Raw genomic sequence first — 15919 nt, 5'->3', positions numbered from 1 at the left:
ACCGCTACCGGGCTCATGTCGGTGCTCCGATCCTGGGTCGACCGATGAGCTGGGTGGCGATGCCCTCCGGCGTCGGTTTGATCAACAGGTCCTCCACGTCGAGCAGCAGTCCTGCCTCGGCTTCCAGGGCGGCCAGCAGCTCGGCGCCGGCCAGGGAGTCCCCGCCGAGGGAGTAGAAGTCCGAGTCCGCCCTGATCCGGTGCTGCGGGACCTGAAGGCTGGTCGCGAAGATCCGGGCGATCCGCCAGGTGAGCCGGGTCAGCCGGGTGAAGGTCTGCGGGTCGGCCGAGGGCGGCACGGCAGCCGGCGGCGTCGGCGTCGAGTCCGCCGGTGCTGGGACCGCAGGGGTCGGGACCGGCGGGAGTGCCGGGGGGTTCGCGGTGGTGGGTGGGAGAGGCTCGCGGACAGCGGGGTCCCGCTGCTCGTGGCTGGTCTTGCCGGTAAGGGTCCGGGGCAGTTCGTCGAGGAACTCGAATCGAGACGGGATCATGGCGCTGTGCAGCCGGGTAGCCAGGTGGGCGGTGATCTCCTCCTGCCGACCGGGTACGGGATCCTGGGCCCCGGTCGAGCCGTCGAGCACGACCAGGGCGGTCAGTTGCCCGTCCCGCTCCACCACACTGCACTGCAGCACCCCGGGGGCGTCCTGGAGAACCCGCTCGACCTCGTCCAGTTCGACCCGCTGGCCTCTGATCTTCGCCTGCCGGTCCCGTCGGCCCAGGTACTCCAGGGTGCCCTCGGGACGCCAGCGGCAGATGTCCCCGGTGCGGTAGATCAGCCGCCCCGGCCGGGTGTCGAAGGGGTCGGGCCGGAACCGCTGCTCCATCAGCTCCGGCTGGCCGAGGTAGCGCCCCACCCCGAGGCCGCCGATGCACAGTTCGCCGGGCTGCCCGACCGGCACCGGCCGCAACGCCTCGTCGAGGAGGTACACCCGCTTGTTCGGCACCGGTCGGCCGATCGGCGGCTCCTCCTCGGCCGGGTCGCACTCGTGCCAGGTCGCCCACACCGCCGTCTCGGCCGGACCGTACAGGTTGAGGAACCGTCGACCGGGTGCCGCCCACCGCCGCAGCACCCCCGCCGGCAGCCGCTCCCCGGCTGCGGCGGCGATTCGCAGGTCGGGCAGGGGGTCCGGGGCCAGCGCCGCCCACACCGAGGGGGTGAGGGTGGCCACCGTGATCCCGTACCTGCGCATCGTGCGCAGCAGGGGTGGCCCGACGGTCAGTTCCGTCAGCGGCACGGTCACCAGGACCGCCCCACCCAGCGCGGCCATGGTCAGGTCGAACACGCAGCCGTCGAAGTTGGGCGACAGGAACTGCAGAATCCGATCCGAGGGACGGATGCCGAACACCCGCCGCTGCGCCAGGTGCAGATTCACCACCGCCTCGTGGGAGATCGCGATGGCCTTCGGCTTTCCGGTGGTTCCGCTGGTGAAGACGACGTACGCGGTGTTGCCGGGCGCCACCCCGGTCACCGGTGCCGTCGGTGCCCGACCGGTGCCCGGGACGACGAGCAGATCGGCCGCCAGTTGCCGCGCCGCCAGCCGGGCCGCCGAGGCGGGATCGGTCAACACGATCCCCACCGAGGCCTCCTGGAGCATGACTCGCAGCCGCTCCGGCGGGCAGGTGTGTTCCGCCAGCAGGAAGGCGCCCCCCGCCTTGCCGATCGCCAAGGTGGCGATCAGCAGTTCGACGGAGCGATCCAGGACCACCCCGACGACCCTCTCCGGTTCCACCCCCCGGGTACGCAGCTCCCGGGCCAGGGCGTTGGCCCGCTCCTCGACCTCCCGGTAGGTGTGCGGCACCCCCCGGTCCAGCACCGCCACGGCCTCCGGATCGAGCCCGGCCCGGTGCGCGAACACCTCATGCCAGAGGCGCAGGGTCCCCAGCGGCGCGGCAGTGTCGTTCCAGGTGACGAGTTGCTCGTACCACGGGTCGGCGGTCTGCCCGGGGGTGGCGGGCGCGATCGGGGTGACCTGCGGAACCGGGCTGACCGGCGCGACTGCGGTGACCGGACAGCCGGAGGGCTGCGGGTCCGCGGTGATCCGGGTGACCGGTTCCGGCCGTGGGGGGCGGTCCAGGCCGGCACCGGCGGCCGGGGCCGGTTCGGCGGCCGGGTGCAGCGTCGTCCAGGCGTGGGCCGGGCAGCGGGTGTTGACGTGCGGGCCCCACTGCAGGGCGTCCGGTCGGTCGGCCAGCCGGTAGTGGGGGAACCGGTCCAGGAAGGCCAGGATCGCCCAGCCGGCCAGCCGCTGCGCGTAGGGTGCGCCGATGCAGTGGTGCCGACCCATCCCGAACCCCAGGTGCCGGCCCTGCTGGCGGGTGATGTCCAGCCTTCGGGGGTCGGTGAACCTGCGGGGGTCCAGGTTGGCAGCCCCGGGCAGCACGACGACGGACTGTCCGGCCCGCAGGGCCACCCCGGCCAGGTCCAGATCCTCGGCCACCTGGCGGGCCAGGTACTGACTGGAGCCGTCGATCCGCATGAACTCGTCGATGGCCTGGTCGATCAGTTCTGGGCGGTCCCGCAGCAGGGCCTGCTGGTCGGGGTGGGCGGCCAGGTGCAGCAGCCCGGTGCAGACCAGGTGGGTGAGGGTCTGGTAGCCGCCGGCGGTGAAGACGACACAGTTGGCCGCGACGGTCTCCAGACCGTACTCGGTGTCCCGGTTCGAGCTGCGGGGGCGACCGGCCAGGGCCTGCGCCAGGGAGCTGACCAGGTCCGGTCCGGGTTCGGTGAGCCGTCGCTGCGCCTCGGCCCGGAAGTAGGCCATGGCCTCGTCGAGGACCGGCAGCACCGCACGGTCCCGCAGGTTCGGCAGGGTGGAGAGGCTGCCGATGAGCCGACCGTAGGCGTCGGCCCAGGCGACCAGCCGCTGCGGCTGACCGGTGACCGCCAGCAGGGTCTCCGCCAGGGCGACATGCAGCCGCTGGGCGAAGTCCTCGACCAGGTCCACCTCACCACGCTCCGGCAGGGCCTCGACCATCGCGGTGGCGATGTCCCGCAGCTCCGGGTCGCGCTGGCGCACTCTGGAGGGGGCGAACTGGTCGCGTACCGCCGCTCTGATCTCGACCTGATCGGGCGGATCCATGAAGATCATCTGTTCCAGCAGCATCCCGCCGACTCCGGCGAATTCCGACAGCCCGCGCGAGGTCAGGGTCTGCGCGGAGTGGATCCGGGCCGAACGGAACCGCCGGTGGTCGGAGAGGATCTCCGCGGTCTCGGCGTACCCGGAGCACACCCACACCCGGGCCACCGTGTCGTAGAAGAGGGGACCGAGTTCGGCGACGGCGTCGAAGTAGCCGGTGGGATCGGCGATCACCTCGGGCCGACCGAGCAGGTGGATGCCGTGTCGCCGCGGGTCGAAGGTCGGTGTCATGCCCCCTCGTCTCCCCCGGACCGGTCGCGCGGGTCACCGGCCTTGTGACCGATGATCAGGTGCTTGTCGCCGGTGGACCGTCGCACCGTGCAGTCGGTGAAGCCGGCCGCCGTCAGCAGGGCGAGGTACTCGGCCACCGTCCGGTGCCGTCCCCGGGTCTCCAACTGCATGAGCAGGTTCATCACCGAGGTCGCCAACGGACCGGTGTGATCGTCGGCGAACAGTCGATCCATCACCAGGACCCGGCCGCCCACGGCACACGCCCGGTAGGCGTTGCGCAGGATGTGCAGGCACTCCTCGTCCGGCCAGTTGGACATCACGTAGCCCAGCGAGACCAGATCACCGGGCGGCAGGTTCTCGGTGAAGAAGTCACCGGCCACGAAGTCCAGCCGGTCGGCCACCCCGGCGGCCAGCCCCGCCCGGATCAGGTGGGGACGTACCGGCGGCAGGTCGAACACGACCGCCCGCAGCCCGGGAGACTGCTGTAGCGCGGCGGCCGCGAAGGGTCCGTTGGCGCCTCCCGCGTCCACCAGCAGGCCGGCGGCGGGCAGGTCGGCCAGGGCGGCCAGTTCCTTGGACACCCCGTGGCTGAGGTGCCACATGGCGTCCATGAACTCCCGGGTGGACTCCTCGTCGCGGTAGAAGATGTCGTACGGGCCCTCCCGGGTGGCGTCCACCTCGGCCTTGCCCCGACGCAGGTACTCCTCCAGCCGCTGCATCCGTTCGGCTGCCCCGATCGTCAGGTGCTCGACGAAACCGCCGATGTACCGGGGGTTGCCCCGGTCGAACAGCGGAAGGGCCTCCTCGGTCAGGCGGTACGCACCGGCCGGGTCACGTCGTACGACCCCGAACGCCACACAGACCAGCAGCAGCCGCTGGACGGTGTCACCGTCGAGACCCAACTGGTCGGCGACCGCACCGGCGGGCAGGGGTCCGTTCTTGATCAGGCAGGTGAGGATGTCGTGCCGGTCGACGAGGTGCAGCACGGGGGTGGAGACCAGGCCGTAGATGGCCTGCTCGATCTGGGGGGTCACAGTCGCTCCCGGACAGCGTCGGTCAGTGGTTCCGGTGCTCCGTCGTCCTCGACGTCGAGCAGTCCGGCCGGCATCTGGAAGGGGGTCCCCTCCGGCGGTGGGGGCAGGGGTTCGGCCGCCAGCCGCACCCGGCCGATCGCCTGTCCCAGCCGGGTGGTGCAGGTGTCCGGATCGTCCGCCGTGCAGACCACGAAGGAGTGCCGGGCGATGTAGCCGCCGGGTGGCAGGCGAAGTTCGGTACCGGGTCCGACCATGGCCACGGCGGAGACCAGGCCGGCCGCCGGGTCCGGTTGCGGCAGGGACAGCTCGGTGACCCGGCAGTCGTACGGGGGGTAGCCGAACCGAATCCCGGCCGCCCTGCGGTGAACGACGGTGAACCGGGGCTGGTTGCCGGTCGCCACCTCCACCAGCACCTCACCGGGGTCGATCCCGGTCGCCAGCTTGCCGAGGTACGGGATGAGGTCGCCACCGAGGCGCCCGTTGACCTCGACGATCACCGGGCCCCGGCGGGTCAGCTTGACCTCCGTGTGGGTCATCCCGTAGCCGATGCCGAGCACCCGGTGGCTGACCGCCAGCAGTTCCCGCAGCGCGGGATCGGCCAGCAGCGGGTCGGCGGGGTCGACGACGTGGCCGATCTCCTCGAAGTACGGCTCCCACCCGGTCTGCTTACGGGCCAGGTACATCGGCCGGTAGTCGCCGTCGACGACGACTCCGTCGATGCTGACCTCGGGACCGTCCAGGTACTCCTCGATCAGGGCGCCCCCCTGGTAGGGCTGGTCACCGGCGAGGCTGGCCTGCGCCGCCACCTGGTAGGCGCGGTCCAGTTCGGCCTGGTCCTCGGCCAGCACCACCCCGATGCTGGCGCCCAGGGCCCGGGGTTTGACCACGACCGGGTAGCCGATCGAGGCGGCCAGCTCGCGGGCCTGGGCCGGGCTGGTGGCGTACCCGTGCGCGGGTTGGGTCAGCCCGGCTGCGTGCAGCAGTTGGCGGGTGCGGTGCTTGTCCCGGCAGCCCAGGACTCCGTCGATGCCCAGGCCGGGCAGGTCCAGCTCGGCGGCGATCATGGCGCTGGGCAGCACCAGGGGCTCGTCCCAGCAGAGCACCCCGACGACCCGATGGGTGGCGGCCAGCTTCCGGGCGGTGGCGGCCAGGTTCTCATGGTCGTGGACGTTCGTCACCGTCCAGCCGGCCAGGTAGGGCCGCTGCCAGGTAGGGGTGGTGCCGTTGATCAGCCAGAGGTCGTAGCCGGCCTCCCGCGCCCGGCGGGACGCCGAGGAGACCAGGTACTCCCGGTAGACGCTCAGTCCGCTGCCAACCACGAGCAGCATCCCGTCATGGGGTTTCATACCGCTTCCTTCCGATGATGTGCCGTGCCCCGTCTGCGGGAGGTGTCCAGGCCTGGTGGGGGTGCGCGCAGTCCGGCGACCTTCTCGGCGATCAGGGGTGCGGCTTTGAATCCGCCACCGCCGCAGGCCGCGTACGCCCAGGTCGGCGACGAGGAGGGGCCCAGAGTGGCCAGGAGGGCACCGCCGGTGGCCTGGTCGGCCAGGTAGTAGCACTCCCGGGTTCGCAGGGGTGCGGGTGCCGTCTCGCCGGCCACCATCGAGCTGAGCAGGTGGCTCAGCACCCGGCGCCGCGACGGCGGGGTACGCCGGGAGCCGATCCGCTCGACCGGCCGGCACACCGCCTGAGTGCTCACCTTCAGGTCGGTGTCGGCCCCGGGGGGCAGCAGCCAGCCTCCGGCCTGCGGGCCGGTGCGCAACAGCACCACCGGGGTCGAGTCCCAGGCGGTCGACTCCGCCGGGTCGGGCCGCTGGTAGAGCATGCTCTGCCGGTACAGGGTCACCGGTGTCGGGAGCAGCCCGGCCAGCAGCGACCGGGACCAGGCCCCTGCCGCCACGAAGAGCAGGTCACCGGCGAGGCTCGACCCCCCGGCCAGGGTGACCGTGGCGGCGGCGGGATCCACCTCTACCACCCGGTGGTACGGCAGCAGCCGCACCCCGTGGTGCTGCCGCAGCCACCGGGTCGTCCCCGTCAACACCCGACGGGCCAGCAGCACCCCGGCCCCGGGCTCCAGCAGACCGGCGGCTTGCCCCGGAAAGGTCAGATGCTCAAGCCGTTGCCGCAGTTGTCGGGGCCCCAACAGCTCGCCCTCGATTCCGGCGGCGCGCATCAGGCGCAGGTTGTCGGTCGCCTCGGTGAGCGACTGGACGACCAGGACACCCACCCGGCGATAGATCGGGGTGGCCAGCAGACCCTGCAGCTCCGTCCAGCGTCCGGGCAGGACGGCCGCCGCCCGGGTGGCCGCCGGGTCGCCCAGGTGCAGGGCGCGAACGACCCGGTGCTGGTCGAAGGAGGCCGCCGCCGGGTTGGGGATGGGGCCCTGGTCCAGCACGGTCACCTCGTCGCCGCGACGGGCGCACTCCAGCGCGGTGAGGAGCCCGACCACACCGGCCCCCACGATCAGCACCCGCCGTCCGGTCGGGGTGGCGGCCGGCATCTCAGGCCGCCGGCGGGGCGGGCCGCTGCGGGGCGGCCACCTCCAGGTCGGCCAGCCGGGGCAGCCGGCGGGGGTGCACCTGCCGGGCCTCGGCGGCCCCGTCGAGCAGGTGGGGTGCGGTCGCGCCCAGCACCTCGTCGGCGAGGTCGATCAGGACCGGCGCGGCGGCGCGCAGGAAGGTCTCCACCTCGTGGTAGAGGTCGCCGGCCCGCTCCGATGTGGCGGGCTGGTCGCCGGACTCGAATCGGGCAGCCAGTTCGGCCAGGCGGGCCAGTTGGGCGGTGATCGTCTCGGCGATCCGGTTCAGGCTGTAGTGGGACAGTTCGGCCTGCCCGGTGAACCGGCTGATCATGGTGGCGGCGGCGGTTCGGCCGGCCGGGCTGACCGGCAGCGTCCACCCGGCAGGTGGATTCTGTGCGTCGTACCACCGGTTAAGGGCCTCGGCCAACCGGTTCCAGGGCTGGATCAGTCGGGTGCCGGCCAGGGTGGCCAGGGCGGATCGACTGAAGTTGGTCCGCTGGTGTTCCGGGCTGGTGCTGGCGAGGTAGAAGCGGCCGATGTCACGCGGGGTGTCGGCGGCCAGTTCCTGGGCCCAGACCACATGCCCCCGGCTGGTGGAGAACTTCTCGTGCTCCAACTCGTAGAACTCGTTGGTCAGCATGGTGGGACGCAGGTACCGGTCACCGAAGGCCATCAACAGGGCTACCCCGACCAGGGCGAACGGGTGGGTGTTGTCGAAGCCCATGAAGTAGACGACCTCGGTGACACCGTCGGCCAGCCAGAGGTCGTCGACGGCCTGCGGAGGGTGGCCGGTCGCCGCGGCGGCGACCGCGGCGGTGTGGATCCCGGCCGGGATCGCCTCGACGGCGGGGTTGATCGCCTGACCCGGCACCTCCGGGAAGGGGGCGGGCACCCCCCAACCGGTCGGGAAGGTGATCGGGAAGTCCGGCAACGGTCGACTCAGCATCTCCCCCAGGGCCTGCCGCATGTGCGGCCGCATCACCGTCTCCGGCCTGAGGTAGTGGGCCCGCAACCGTTCCCGGTAGCGCTCCAGGGGCAGCACCAGGATCTCCGCCGACCGTACGGTCAACTCCTCGTCGGGGTGTTCGGTGGAGCGCGGTTCCCGCAGTTCCCCGGGGTTGATGTGGTGACCGCAGCTCTCGCAGACTCCGCCGCAGCTGTCCGCCAGGCAGGTCGGGCAGATCCCCTGGACGTACGCCTCCATCAGGTACTCCCCCGTGCGAGGCAGGTAGGGAAAGGACATCCGGCGTAGCTCGAACACCCCCTCGGCGTGCAGTCGGCCGAGGAACTCGCAGAGGAAGTCGCGGAACCCCTTGTCCCCCGGGGCGAATCCGTCGATGGAGATACCCAGCGCGGCCAGTGAGCTGCGGACCTGTTCCTCGGCCCGTTCGGTCAGCGATTCCGGGGCGATCCCCAGCCGGCGTGCGGTGGAGACCACGAAGGTCTGGGTCTCCTGCACCCCGCTGCCGAACAGGGTCCGGACACCGGCCGCCCGGCGGTACCGGGCGTAGACGTCGGCGGCCAGGAAGGGCCCGCAGAGGTGACCGACATGCAGGTCGCCGTTGGCGGTCGGCGCGGGGACGATGACGATGCTGCGTGCCATCTCAGCCCTCCGCCCGGTGCCGGTCGGTGAAGCGGGCGGCCATGTCGGTGTCCCACCAGATGGCGTAGTAGGTGAACTCCTGATCACCGGGATTGGTCACCTGGTGGTGGGAGCCGGGGGCCAGGCGGACGATGTCGCCGGCCGCGAAGTCGCTGCGCTGCCCGTCGACGATGATCTCCCCGCGGCCGACCAGACCGATGAAGATCTCGTACTCGTGGTGGGCGTGCGCCGTCGCGGCACCGCCCGGGGGCACCACGCACCAGGCTCCCTCGAAGGGGGCGTTCAGCTCGGGCCACGGCAGGAGCAGTTCGTAGTTGAGGCCGTACCCGCTGGCCAGTCTGCCCTGATCGAATCGGCGGATCTCCATCACGCCCCCCGACCGGCCGGCTGGGGGGTGCCGAGACGCTGCCCGGAGGCGGTACGCCGGGTCACCATGTCCTCGACGATCTCCGCCGACCGGTGTGCCAGCACACTGATCAGGGAGTCGGCGATGCCGTGGGTCTCCTCGTTGGTCCCCTGGAGGTAGATGGCACCCCAGGGGGCGTTGTCGATCTCCACCCGGTAGTTCCGGGACACTCCGACGGGGTCGATTCCCAACTGCGGTTCCAGCTGCCGGAACAACGGGGAGGGCTCGTTGCGGTAACCGGTTCCCAGCAGCACCAGGTCGCAGCGCAATTCGGTGATCTTTCTGGTCCGTCGGTCACTCAGTTCGAGGACGATCTCCTCGCCGTCCTGCCGGGCGGTGACGATCTCGGTCAGGGTCATCACCCGGGACCGGTCGTCGCCGTTGAGGCGCTGCCGGTACAGCATCGCGTACAACTCGTCGAGGAAGGGCGGGGCCAGGCCGGCGTAGTTGGTGATGCGCATTTCGTCCAGGATCTGACGCCGCGACTCCTGGTCACAGTCGAAGAACTCGTCCACGAAGGACGGGTAGAACAACTCGTTGACGAATTTGCTGGTCTGGTAGTTCTGGAAGCCGACCGACCGCAGCAGGATGGTCGGCCGACTGGCCGGCAGGTCCTCGTGCACGGCGTAGAACATCTCGGCGGCGCTCTGCGCACCACCGACCACCGCCACCCGGTACGGCCGTTCGCGGTCGAGTTCGGCGATCCCGGCGCAGTAGCGGCTGCTGTGGATGACCTTATCGGTGGGCAACTGGCGGAACACCTCCGGCACCTGGGGCTCCCGCCCCACCCCGATGACGAGGTCACGGCAGGTGATGGTGTCTCCCCCGGCCAGGGTCACCGTCCAGTCGTGTGGGGCGCCGTCGGCGTCCCGATTGACGGCGATGCTCGCGCACCGGGCGTTGTACCGCACCCGGACACTGCGCAGGGAATCCGCCACCCAGGCCAGGTATTCGGAGATCTCGCTACGGTACGGGTAGAAGGTGGACAGGTTGACGAATTCATCCAGCCGCCGCTTGCTGTGCATGAAGTTCAGGAATGAGAAATCACTGCGCGGATTCCGGAGGGTGACCAGGTCCTTGATGAAGGAGACCTGACTGCGCGCCCCGGGCAACAGCAGTCCGCGCTGCCACTTGATGTCCGCGTGCTGCTCAATCAGGAGCGTGTTGGCAGCCAGGCCGGTGTGTCCGGATTCCTCGATTGCCACTGCCAGGGCCAGGTTGGCCGGGCCGGCACCAACTGCCAGCACATCTACCTCTTGGTGCGCCACATCTGCTCCCTTTGGTTGCGGGTTGCCGACGGGTGACTCCCGATCACGGGTATCGACGGCCACCAGAGAAACACATCGGCGGGCGACGCCGATATGGCGAAGTCGGCCAGTGGCCTATCGAGGACATCCGGGCGGAGACCGGCGCCTCCTAATGGCGATTTCGGTGGCCGGTGCCGGTCGGTTGCCGTAACCGGCCGCATCGACAGCCGCATCTCGGTACATGATTTCCGTACCGTTTTCGCGGGGCGCCGGAATGCCGCCCGCGATGGCAGCAGGAGGAGGCGACATGCCCGCACCAACCGCAGGGCCGAGCGGCCGGCAGGTCGGTCCGGCCACGGCGGAGGGGACGGCCGTGACCGCGGCAGGTTCACCCCGGCCGTACGAGTGGCAGCGGAGCCGCCCCGGTCGGCGACTCACCTGGGACGGGTGCCGGTGAAGATCCGTGAGGTGCTCGGCGACGAACGACTGCGCACCTCCTTCCCGTTGCAGTCGTACGCCTTCGGCCCCTCCCCGACCCCGACGACCGAGGAGCAGCTTCGCGCGGCGTTGCCGTACCACGAGGGCAACTGCACCATGATCGTGGAGGACGAGGGTCTGGTCGCGGCTGCGGCCTCGGCCATCCCGATGTGGCAGAACCTGCGCGGCCGGGTGCTCGACATGGCCGGTGTCGCCTGGGTCGCCACCCATCCCCTGGCCCGGCGCCGGGGTCACAGCCGGGACCTGCTCCACCACCTGCTCGATGAGATGCGCCGGCGGGGGCACGTGGTGACCGCCCTGTACCCCTTCCGGTCCTCGTTCTACGCCCGGTTCGGCTACGTCAACCTGCCGAAACCCCGGACGGTCACCTTCCGGCCGGAGGACTGCGCACCGCTGCTGAAGGCGGAACTGCCCGGCGAGGTCACCTGGCAGCCGTACGCCGAGGGGTTCGACGAATACCGGGGGTTCCTGCGCCGGCTGCTGCACCGGCGGCACGGTTTCGCGCTGCCGCCGGAGCAGCAGAGCGCAGCCGGCCGCGACGCCGGCACCCGCTGGCTGGTGACCGCCCGCCGCGACGGTGACATCGTCGGCATGCTGACCTACCGGATCGACGGCCAGGGTGGACAGCTACGCGCGGACGACCTACTGACCACGGATCCCTTCGGGCGGGCCCTGCTGTTGAGGTTCTTCGCCCACCACATCGACCAGGTCTCCGAGGTGGTGCTGACCGTCCCCGCCGATGAGCTGCCCGAACTGTGGCTGGACGACCTGACCGCCCGAGTCGAGACCGTGCTCTCCTTTCCCTGCGCCCCACCCCCGATGGCCCGGGTCCTCAGCGTCGAGGGTCTGCGCGGGCTGGAGGTCGGGGCGGGTCGGGTCGGCATCGAGGTGGTCGACGACCCTTTCCTGGCCGGCGAGTACCACCTCGAGGCCGTCGACGGACGACTGGTGGTGGAGCCCGATCCCGGGCCGGTGTCGGCCGTGCTCACCGCGGCCGGATTCTCCGGGCTGGTCTACGGTGTGCTCGATCCGGTCGAGGTGCTGGCCCGAGGGCTCGGCACCTTCTCCGACGAGGCGGTCACCCAGTTGCGGGCCCTGTTCCCTCGGGCGGTGCCGTGTGTGTTTCCGCCCCGATAGCCGCGCCGACGACCAGGGCCGTCGGTGACGCGCGGCCGGGGTCAGTCGGCCCAGCCCTCGCGTACGGCCGTGGCGGCCAGGGTCACCCGGTTGTTCGCGCCCAGGCGCTGCATGAGGGCACCGACATGACGGCGTACGGTGCGCTCACTGATGCCCAGGTGCCGGGCGATCGCCTTGTCGATCATGCCGGTGAGTAGCAGCCGCAGCACCTGGTCCTGTTCGAAACTGAGCCGCTCACGGGTGCCGGTCACCGGCACCGCCCGATGCCACAGCAGGTCGAAGAAGGTCCGGAGCGCCGAGGCGATGACCGGGGTACGCACCAGCATGGCGCCTTCCATGCCGGTCGGTCCCAGCGGCAGCAGCGCCGTCTGCCCGTCGACCAGCACCATCTTCATCGGCAGCTCGGGATAGATGCGGCACTGCCAACCGGCCTCGACCGAGGCCCGTAACATCTGCGCGGAGCCGGGCAGGTCCAGGACCCCTCTGGTGTAGATGTTGCGGAAGGTCACCCCTCGGGCCACGGCGGCGGCCGGGGGCCGGCGGACCGACTGCGGGTCGGGTGGCCGGTTGAAGTGCTCCGTCTCGATGCTCATGACGTCCCGGCGGGCCGACAGGCACAGCTCGACCGAGAGGGCACCGATCTCCGCCCCGTCGGTCAACACCCGGATCCGGTCCTCCGGCAGCCGACCCCAGTCCTTGGCGCCGAGATAGTGCTGCTGCAGGGCTTCGACCTCCTCGCGTACCCGCAGCAGGCCCTCGTACCGATCGGTGATCTGCCGTTGGATGAGCAGTATCGCGTTGTCCATGGCCCGCACCGGTTCGACCGGCACCAACTCCGGCCGCCCCACATGCCGCTCCCGGGCGAAGCCCCGCTCGATCAGCTCCCGGGTCGGCCCGGCGTCGCGCAGCATGGGCTCCTCGTGCAGAGGCAACGTGCCGACGGCCAACAGGCGCTGGTAGAGCGCGGCCGCCTCCGCGGAGAGGACTTCCGCCAGACAGGTCTTCATCCATACCCCTTTTTCCCAACAAGCTGACCGGCATCGTCGCCGCCGTCCGGTCGGGTCCTGGACGGTCCACTTGTCGGTAGGGTAGAAGTTGCCGCTGGAGCTACCCCTGGAGTGACCTCTGGAGTTCGCCCGCGTGGACCAGAATGGGCACCCGGCGAGATCCTCACGGAGGCGGTGACGGGCGATCGCGGATCAGGGCGTGCGCTTCGAGGTGCTGGGCCCGTTGCGCGTCTGGTGTGATGAGCGGCGACTCGACCTGGGGCCTGTGCAGCGGCAGGTGGTGCTGGCCGTGCTCCTGCTGCGTGCCGACAAGGTGGTCGAACGAGACCGGCTCATCACCGGGATCTGGGGTTCGACCCCGCCAGCGTATGCAGTGAATTTACTACAGAAACACATCTCCGCCCTGCGGCGGGTCCTCGACCCGACACCGCAGAAGCGGGGCCCGTCGACCTTCCTGACCTGGACCGGCTCCGGATACCGCCTGGCGGTGGCCCTCGGCGGGCTGGACCTGGTGGACTTCGAGCGGGAGGTGGCCGCGGCGCGGACGGCCCGCGACAGCGGGGACACCTCGGCCGCGGCCACCGCCCTGCACTCCGCCCTGCGCCACTGGCGGGGCCCGTTCTGCGCCGGGCTGACCAGTCCGGCCCTCGACGCCGAACGCACCCTGCTGGACGAGCGCAGGTTGGCGGCGCTGGAGGAGCGCATCGAGCTCGACCTGAACCTCGGGCGGCACCTGGCCGTGGTCGGGGAGTTACGCCAACTGGTCGCCGACCACCCGTACCGGGAGCGGCTGTGGTGTCTGCTGATGGTCGCGCTGTACCGCTCCGGCCGCCAGGCCGAGGCGATCATGACCTTCCATGACGTACGGCGGCACACCCTGGACGGTCTGGGGGTGGAGCCGGGGGCCGACCTGCACCGACTGCACCAGCAGATCCTGGCCGCCGATCCGGCACTGGTGATCCACGAGCCGGGGCCCTCGGTCGGCACGGTGGCGCCGTTGACCGGCCTCCGGCTGCCCGTACCGGCCCAGCTCCCCCATCCCGTACCGGGATTCGTCGGCCGACAGGCGGACCTGGCCCGCCTGGACGGCCTGCTGTCCCAGGGCTGCGAGACGGCCACCAGGACCAGCCCGGTGGCGGTGATCGCCGGCATGGCGGGGGTGGGCAAGACGGCCCTGGCGGTGCACTGGGCCCACCGGGTACGCGGCCGGTTCCCGGACGGGCAGCTCTACGTCAACCTGCGGGGATACGACCAGTTCGGGGCGGTGGCGGAGCCGGCGGCCGTGCTCCAGACCCTGCTGCACGGACTGGGAGTGCCGCCGGAGCAGGTGCCGGCCGGCCTCGATGCCCGGTCCGCGATGTTCCGGACCCTGCTGTCCACCCGGCGGCTGCTGATCCTGCTGGACAACGCCCGCGACGCCGAGCAGGTCCGGCAGTTGCTACCCGGCTCCTGCGGCTGCCTGGTGCTGGTGACCAGCCGCAACCGGATGACCGGTCTGATGGCCACCGATGCCGCCACCCTGATCGACCTGGACCTGATGACCGCCGAGGAGTCCCGGAAACTGCTCGTAGGGCGGCTGGGCACCGGGCGGCTGAGCGCCGAGCCCACGGCGACCGATCAGCTGATCCAGCAGTGCGCCGGTCTGCCGCTGGCGTTGTCGATCGCGGCGGCCCGGGCCGCCAACCAGACCCGGTTCCCGCTGTCCGCGCTGGTGGCCCGGTTGGACACCGCCCGCGACGGCCTGGACGCCTTCAGCGTTCAGGAACGGCAGGTCGACGTACGGGCGGTCTTCTCCCACTCCTACCAGGTGCTGGCCCCGGCCACCGCCGGCATGTTCCGGCTCCTCGGTCTGCATCCTGGACCGGAGGTGACCGTACCGGCGGCGGCCAGCCTGGTCGGTGTCCCCCGGGCCCATGCCGACCGGCTGATCGCGACTCTGGTCAACAGCAGCCTGATCAGTGAGCAGGCCCCCGGCCGGCACGTACTGCACGATCTGCTCCGCGCCTACGCCGTGGAGCTGACCCACAGGCACGAGGGTGAGGCGGCCCGCCGGGCCGCGGTAGGCCGACTCCTCGACCACCTGGTGCTCAGTGCCCACGGCGCCGACCGACTACTCAGCCCCTCCCGGGAGCCGATCACCCCGGTACCGGCCACAGCAGGGGTGAGTCCGGAGCGGATGACCGACCGGCAGGCCGCCCTGCGCTGGTTCACCGAGGAACAGACCGTCCTGCTGGCCGCCCTGGAACTGGCGGCCGGCCAGGGATTCGACACTCATGTCTGGCAACTGGCCTGGGCGATGACCACCTATCTGGACCGGCGCGGACGCTGGCACGACTCGGCGGCGATCCAGACCCGGGCGCTCGCGGCGGCCCGCCGGCTCGGCGACGAACGGGCCCTGGCCCTGGCCCACCGAGGACTCGGCCGGGCGGCCGTCCGGCTGCAACGGCCGGACGCCCGGTCGCATCTGACGGCGGCACTGACGTTGTTCACCAGGGTCGGGGACCGGCAGGGTCAGGCGCGTACCCGGCTCAACTTCGCCTGGCTGTGCGAGCAGCAGGGACGCCATCAGGAGGCCCTGCCCCACGTACGACAGGCGGTGGCACTGTTCCAGCGGTGCGACGACCGGATCGGCCTGGCGGATGCCCTGAACGCCCTGGGCTGGTTCCACGCCAAGCTCGGCGGGTACCGGGCGGCCCTGACCTACTGCGCCGAGGCGCTGGCGTTGGCGCGGGAGACGGGTGACGAGGACGGCGAGGCCCACATCAGGGACAGTCTCGGCTACATCCATCAGCTCGGCGACCAACCCCGCCAGGCCCTGGCCAACTATCGGGACGCCGTGCGGTTGTGGCGGGAACTCGGCGACCGACACTACGAGGCCGAGGCCCTGCACCAGCTAGGTGATCTTCATCACGCGGTGGCCGAGCCTGCCGCGGCCCGCGCCGCCTGGACGGCGGCGTTGACGATCTTCGACGAGTTCCACCACCCGGATGCCGCGCAGGTGAGAGGGAAGTTGGGCAAGCTCGATAAGATGCCCGCCCGGTCACGGTGCTGACCGCCGGAGGCCTGCGACCCCGACCACCCCTGGTTGACGGGGCATGA

Annotated in this window: 10 protein-coding genes; 2 read left to right on the top strand and 8 right to left on the bottom strand. The window is 71.2% G+C overall.

Annotation, left to right across the window (positions count from 1 at the left end):
• Positions 1 to 13 precede the first annotated feature (13 nt).
• From OIE53_RS07440 to OIE53_RS07410, 7 genes are read right to left on the bottom strand one after another with little or no spacing between them, the layout of a single operon-like run.
• Entirely contained in the window at positions 14 to 3367 is a 3354-nt protein-coding gene (locus OIE53_RS07440; RefSeq protein WP_327025840.1) for an amino acid adenylation domain-containing protein, read from the bottom strand.
• Positions 3364 to 4401 carry a methyltransferase gene (locus tag OIE53_RS07435; protein ID WP_327025839.1) on the bottom strand — a complete coding sequence of 346 codons (1038 nt, stop codon included), beginning with the start codon at positions 4399 to 4401 and terminating at the stop codon, positions 3364 to 3366. Before OIE53_RS07435 ends, OIE53_RS07440 begins: the two co-directional genes overlap by 4 nt.
• Positions 4398 to 5747 carry an ATP-grasp domain-containing protein gene (locus OIE53_RS07430; RefSeq protein WP_327025838.1) on the bottom strand — a complete coding sequence of 450 codons (1350 nt, stop codon included), beginning with the start codon at positions 5745 to 5747 and terminating at the stop codon, positions 4398 to 4400. The genes OIE53_RS07435 and OIE53_RS07430 overlap by 4 nt, the downstream gene beginning before the upstream one ends.
• The gene (locus OIE53_RS07425; protein ID WP_327025837.1) at positions 5744 to 6901 is read right to left on the bottom strand and encodes an NAD(P)/FAD-dependent oxidoreductase; all 1158 of its coding nucleotides are present in this window, start codon (positions 6899 to 6901) and stop codon (positions 5744 to 5746) included. Before OIE53_RS07425 ends, OIE53_RS07430 begins: the two co-directional genes overlap by 4 nt.
• A 1-nt stretch (position 6902) precedes the next feature.
• Positions 6903 to 8525: a class I tRNA ligase family protein gene (locus tag OIE53_RS07420; protein WP_327025836.1), complete on the bottom strand. Its 1623-nt coding sequence runs from the start codon at positions 8523 to 8525 to the stop codon at positions 6903 to 6905.
• 1 nt (position 8526) lies between these two features.
• Positions 8527 to 8892 (bottom strand): cupin domain-containing protein, encoded by a 366-nt coding sequence (locus tag OIE53_RS07415; RefSeq protein WP_327025835.1) that lies wholly within the window; start codon positions 8890 to 8892, stop codon positions 8527 to 8529.
• A complete protein-coding gene (locus tag OIE53_RS07410; RefSeq protein ID WP_327025834.1) occupies positions 8892 to 10178 on the bottom strand; it encodes a SidA/IucD/PvdA family monooxygenase in 1287 nt (428 codons plus the stop codon). The genes OIE53_RS07415 and OIE53_RS07410 overlap by 1 nt, the downstream gene beginning before the upstream one ends.
• A gap of 447 nt (positions 10179 to 10625) precedes the next feature.
• Between OIE53_RS07410 and OIE53_RS07405 the strand changes: the two genes are divergently transcribed.
• Entirely contained in the window at positions 10626 to 11813 is a 1188-nt protein-coding gene (locus OIE53_RS07405; protein ID WP_327025833.1) for a GNAT family N-acetyltransferase, read from the top strand.
• A 41-nt stretch (positions 11814 to 11854) separates the two neighbouring features.
• On the opposite strand, the gene OIE53_RS07400 is transcribed toward OIE53_RS07405, so the two are convergent.
• A complete protein-coding gene (locus tag OIE53_RS07400) occupies positions 11855 to 12820 on the bottom strand; it encodes a helix-turn-helix transcriptional regulator (RefSeq protein ID WP_327025832.1) in 966 nt (321 codons plus the stop codon).
• A gap of 199 nt (positions 12821 to 13019) precedes the next feature.
• On the opposite strand from OIE53_RS07400, the gene OIE53_RS07395 reads away from it, so the two are divergent.
• On the top strand, positions 13020 to 15872 hold the full coding sequence (locus tag OIE53_RS07395) for an AfsR/SARP family transcriptional regulator (protein ID WP_327025831.1): 2853 nt from the start codon (positions 13020 to 13022) through the stop codon (positions 15870 to 15872).
• Positions 15873 to 15919: the final 47 nt, after the last annotated feature.

It is taken from the genome of Micromonospora sp. NBC_01739, from assembly GCF_035920385.1.
In the GTDB taxonomy this organism is placed as follows: Bacteria; Actinomycetota; Actinomycetes; order Mycobacteriales; family Micromonosporaceae; genus Micromonospora.
The sequence above is the reverse complement of the archived record's forward strand: the minus strand, read 5'-3'. Positions and strand labels throughout refer to the sequence as shown.

Bases quoted from the DNA above. Each gene is read 5' to 3' on its own strand.
- OIE53_RS07440 (WP_327025840.1), bottom strand. From the start codon at position 3,367: ATGACACCGACCTTCGACCCGCGGCGACACGGCATCCACCTGCTCGGT.
- OIE53_RS07430 (WP_327025838.1), bottom strand. From the start codon at position 5,747: ATGAAACCCCATGACGGGATGCTGCTCGTGGTTGGCAGCGGACTGAGC.
- OIE53_RS07415 (WP_327025835.1), bottom strand. From the start codon at position 8,892: ATGGAGATCCGCCGATTCGATCAGGGCAGACTGGCCAGCGGGTACGGC.
- OIE53_RS07400 (WP_327025832.1), bottom strand. From the start codon at position 12,820: ATGAAGACCTGTCTGGCGGAAGTCCTCTCCGCGGAGGCGGCCGCGCTC.
- OIE53_RS07420 (WP_327025836.1), bottom strand. From the start codon at position 8,525: ATGGCACGCAGCATCGTCATCGTCCCCGCGCCGACCGCCAACGGCGAC.
- OIE53_RS07425 (WP_327025837.1), bottom strand. From the start codon at position 6,901: ATGCCGGCCGCCACCCCGACCGGACGGCGGGTGCTGATCGTGGGGGCC.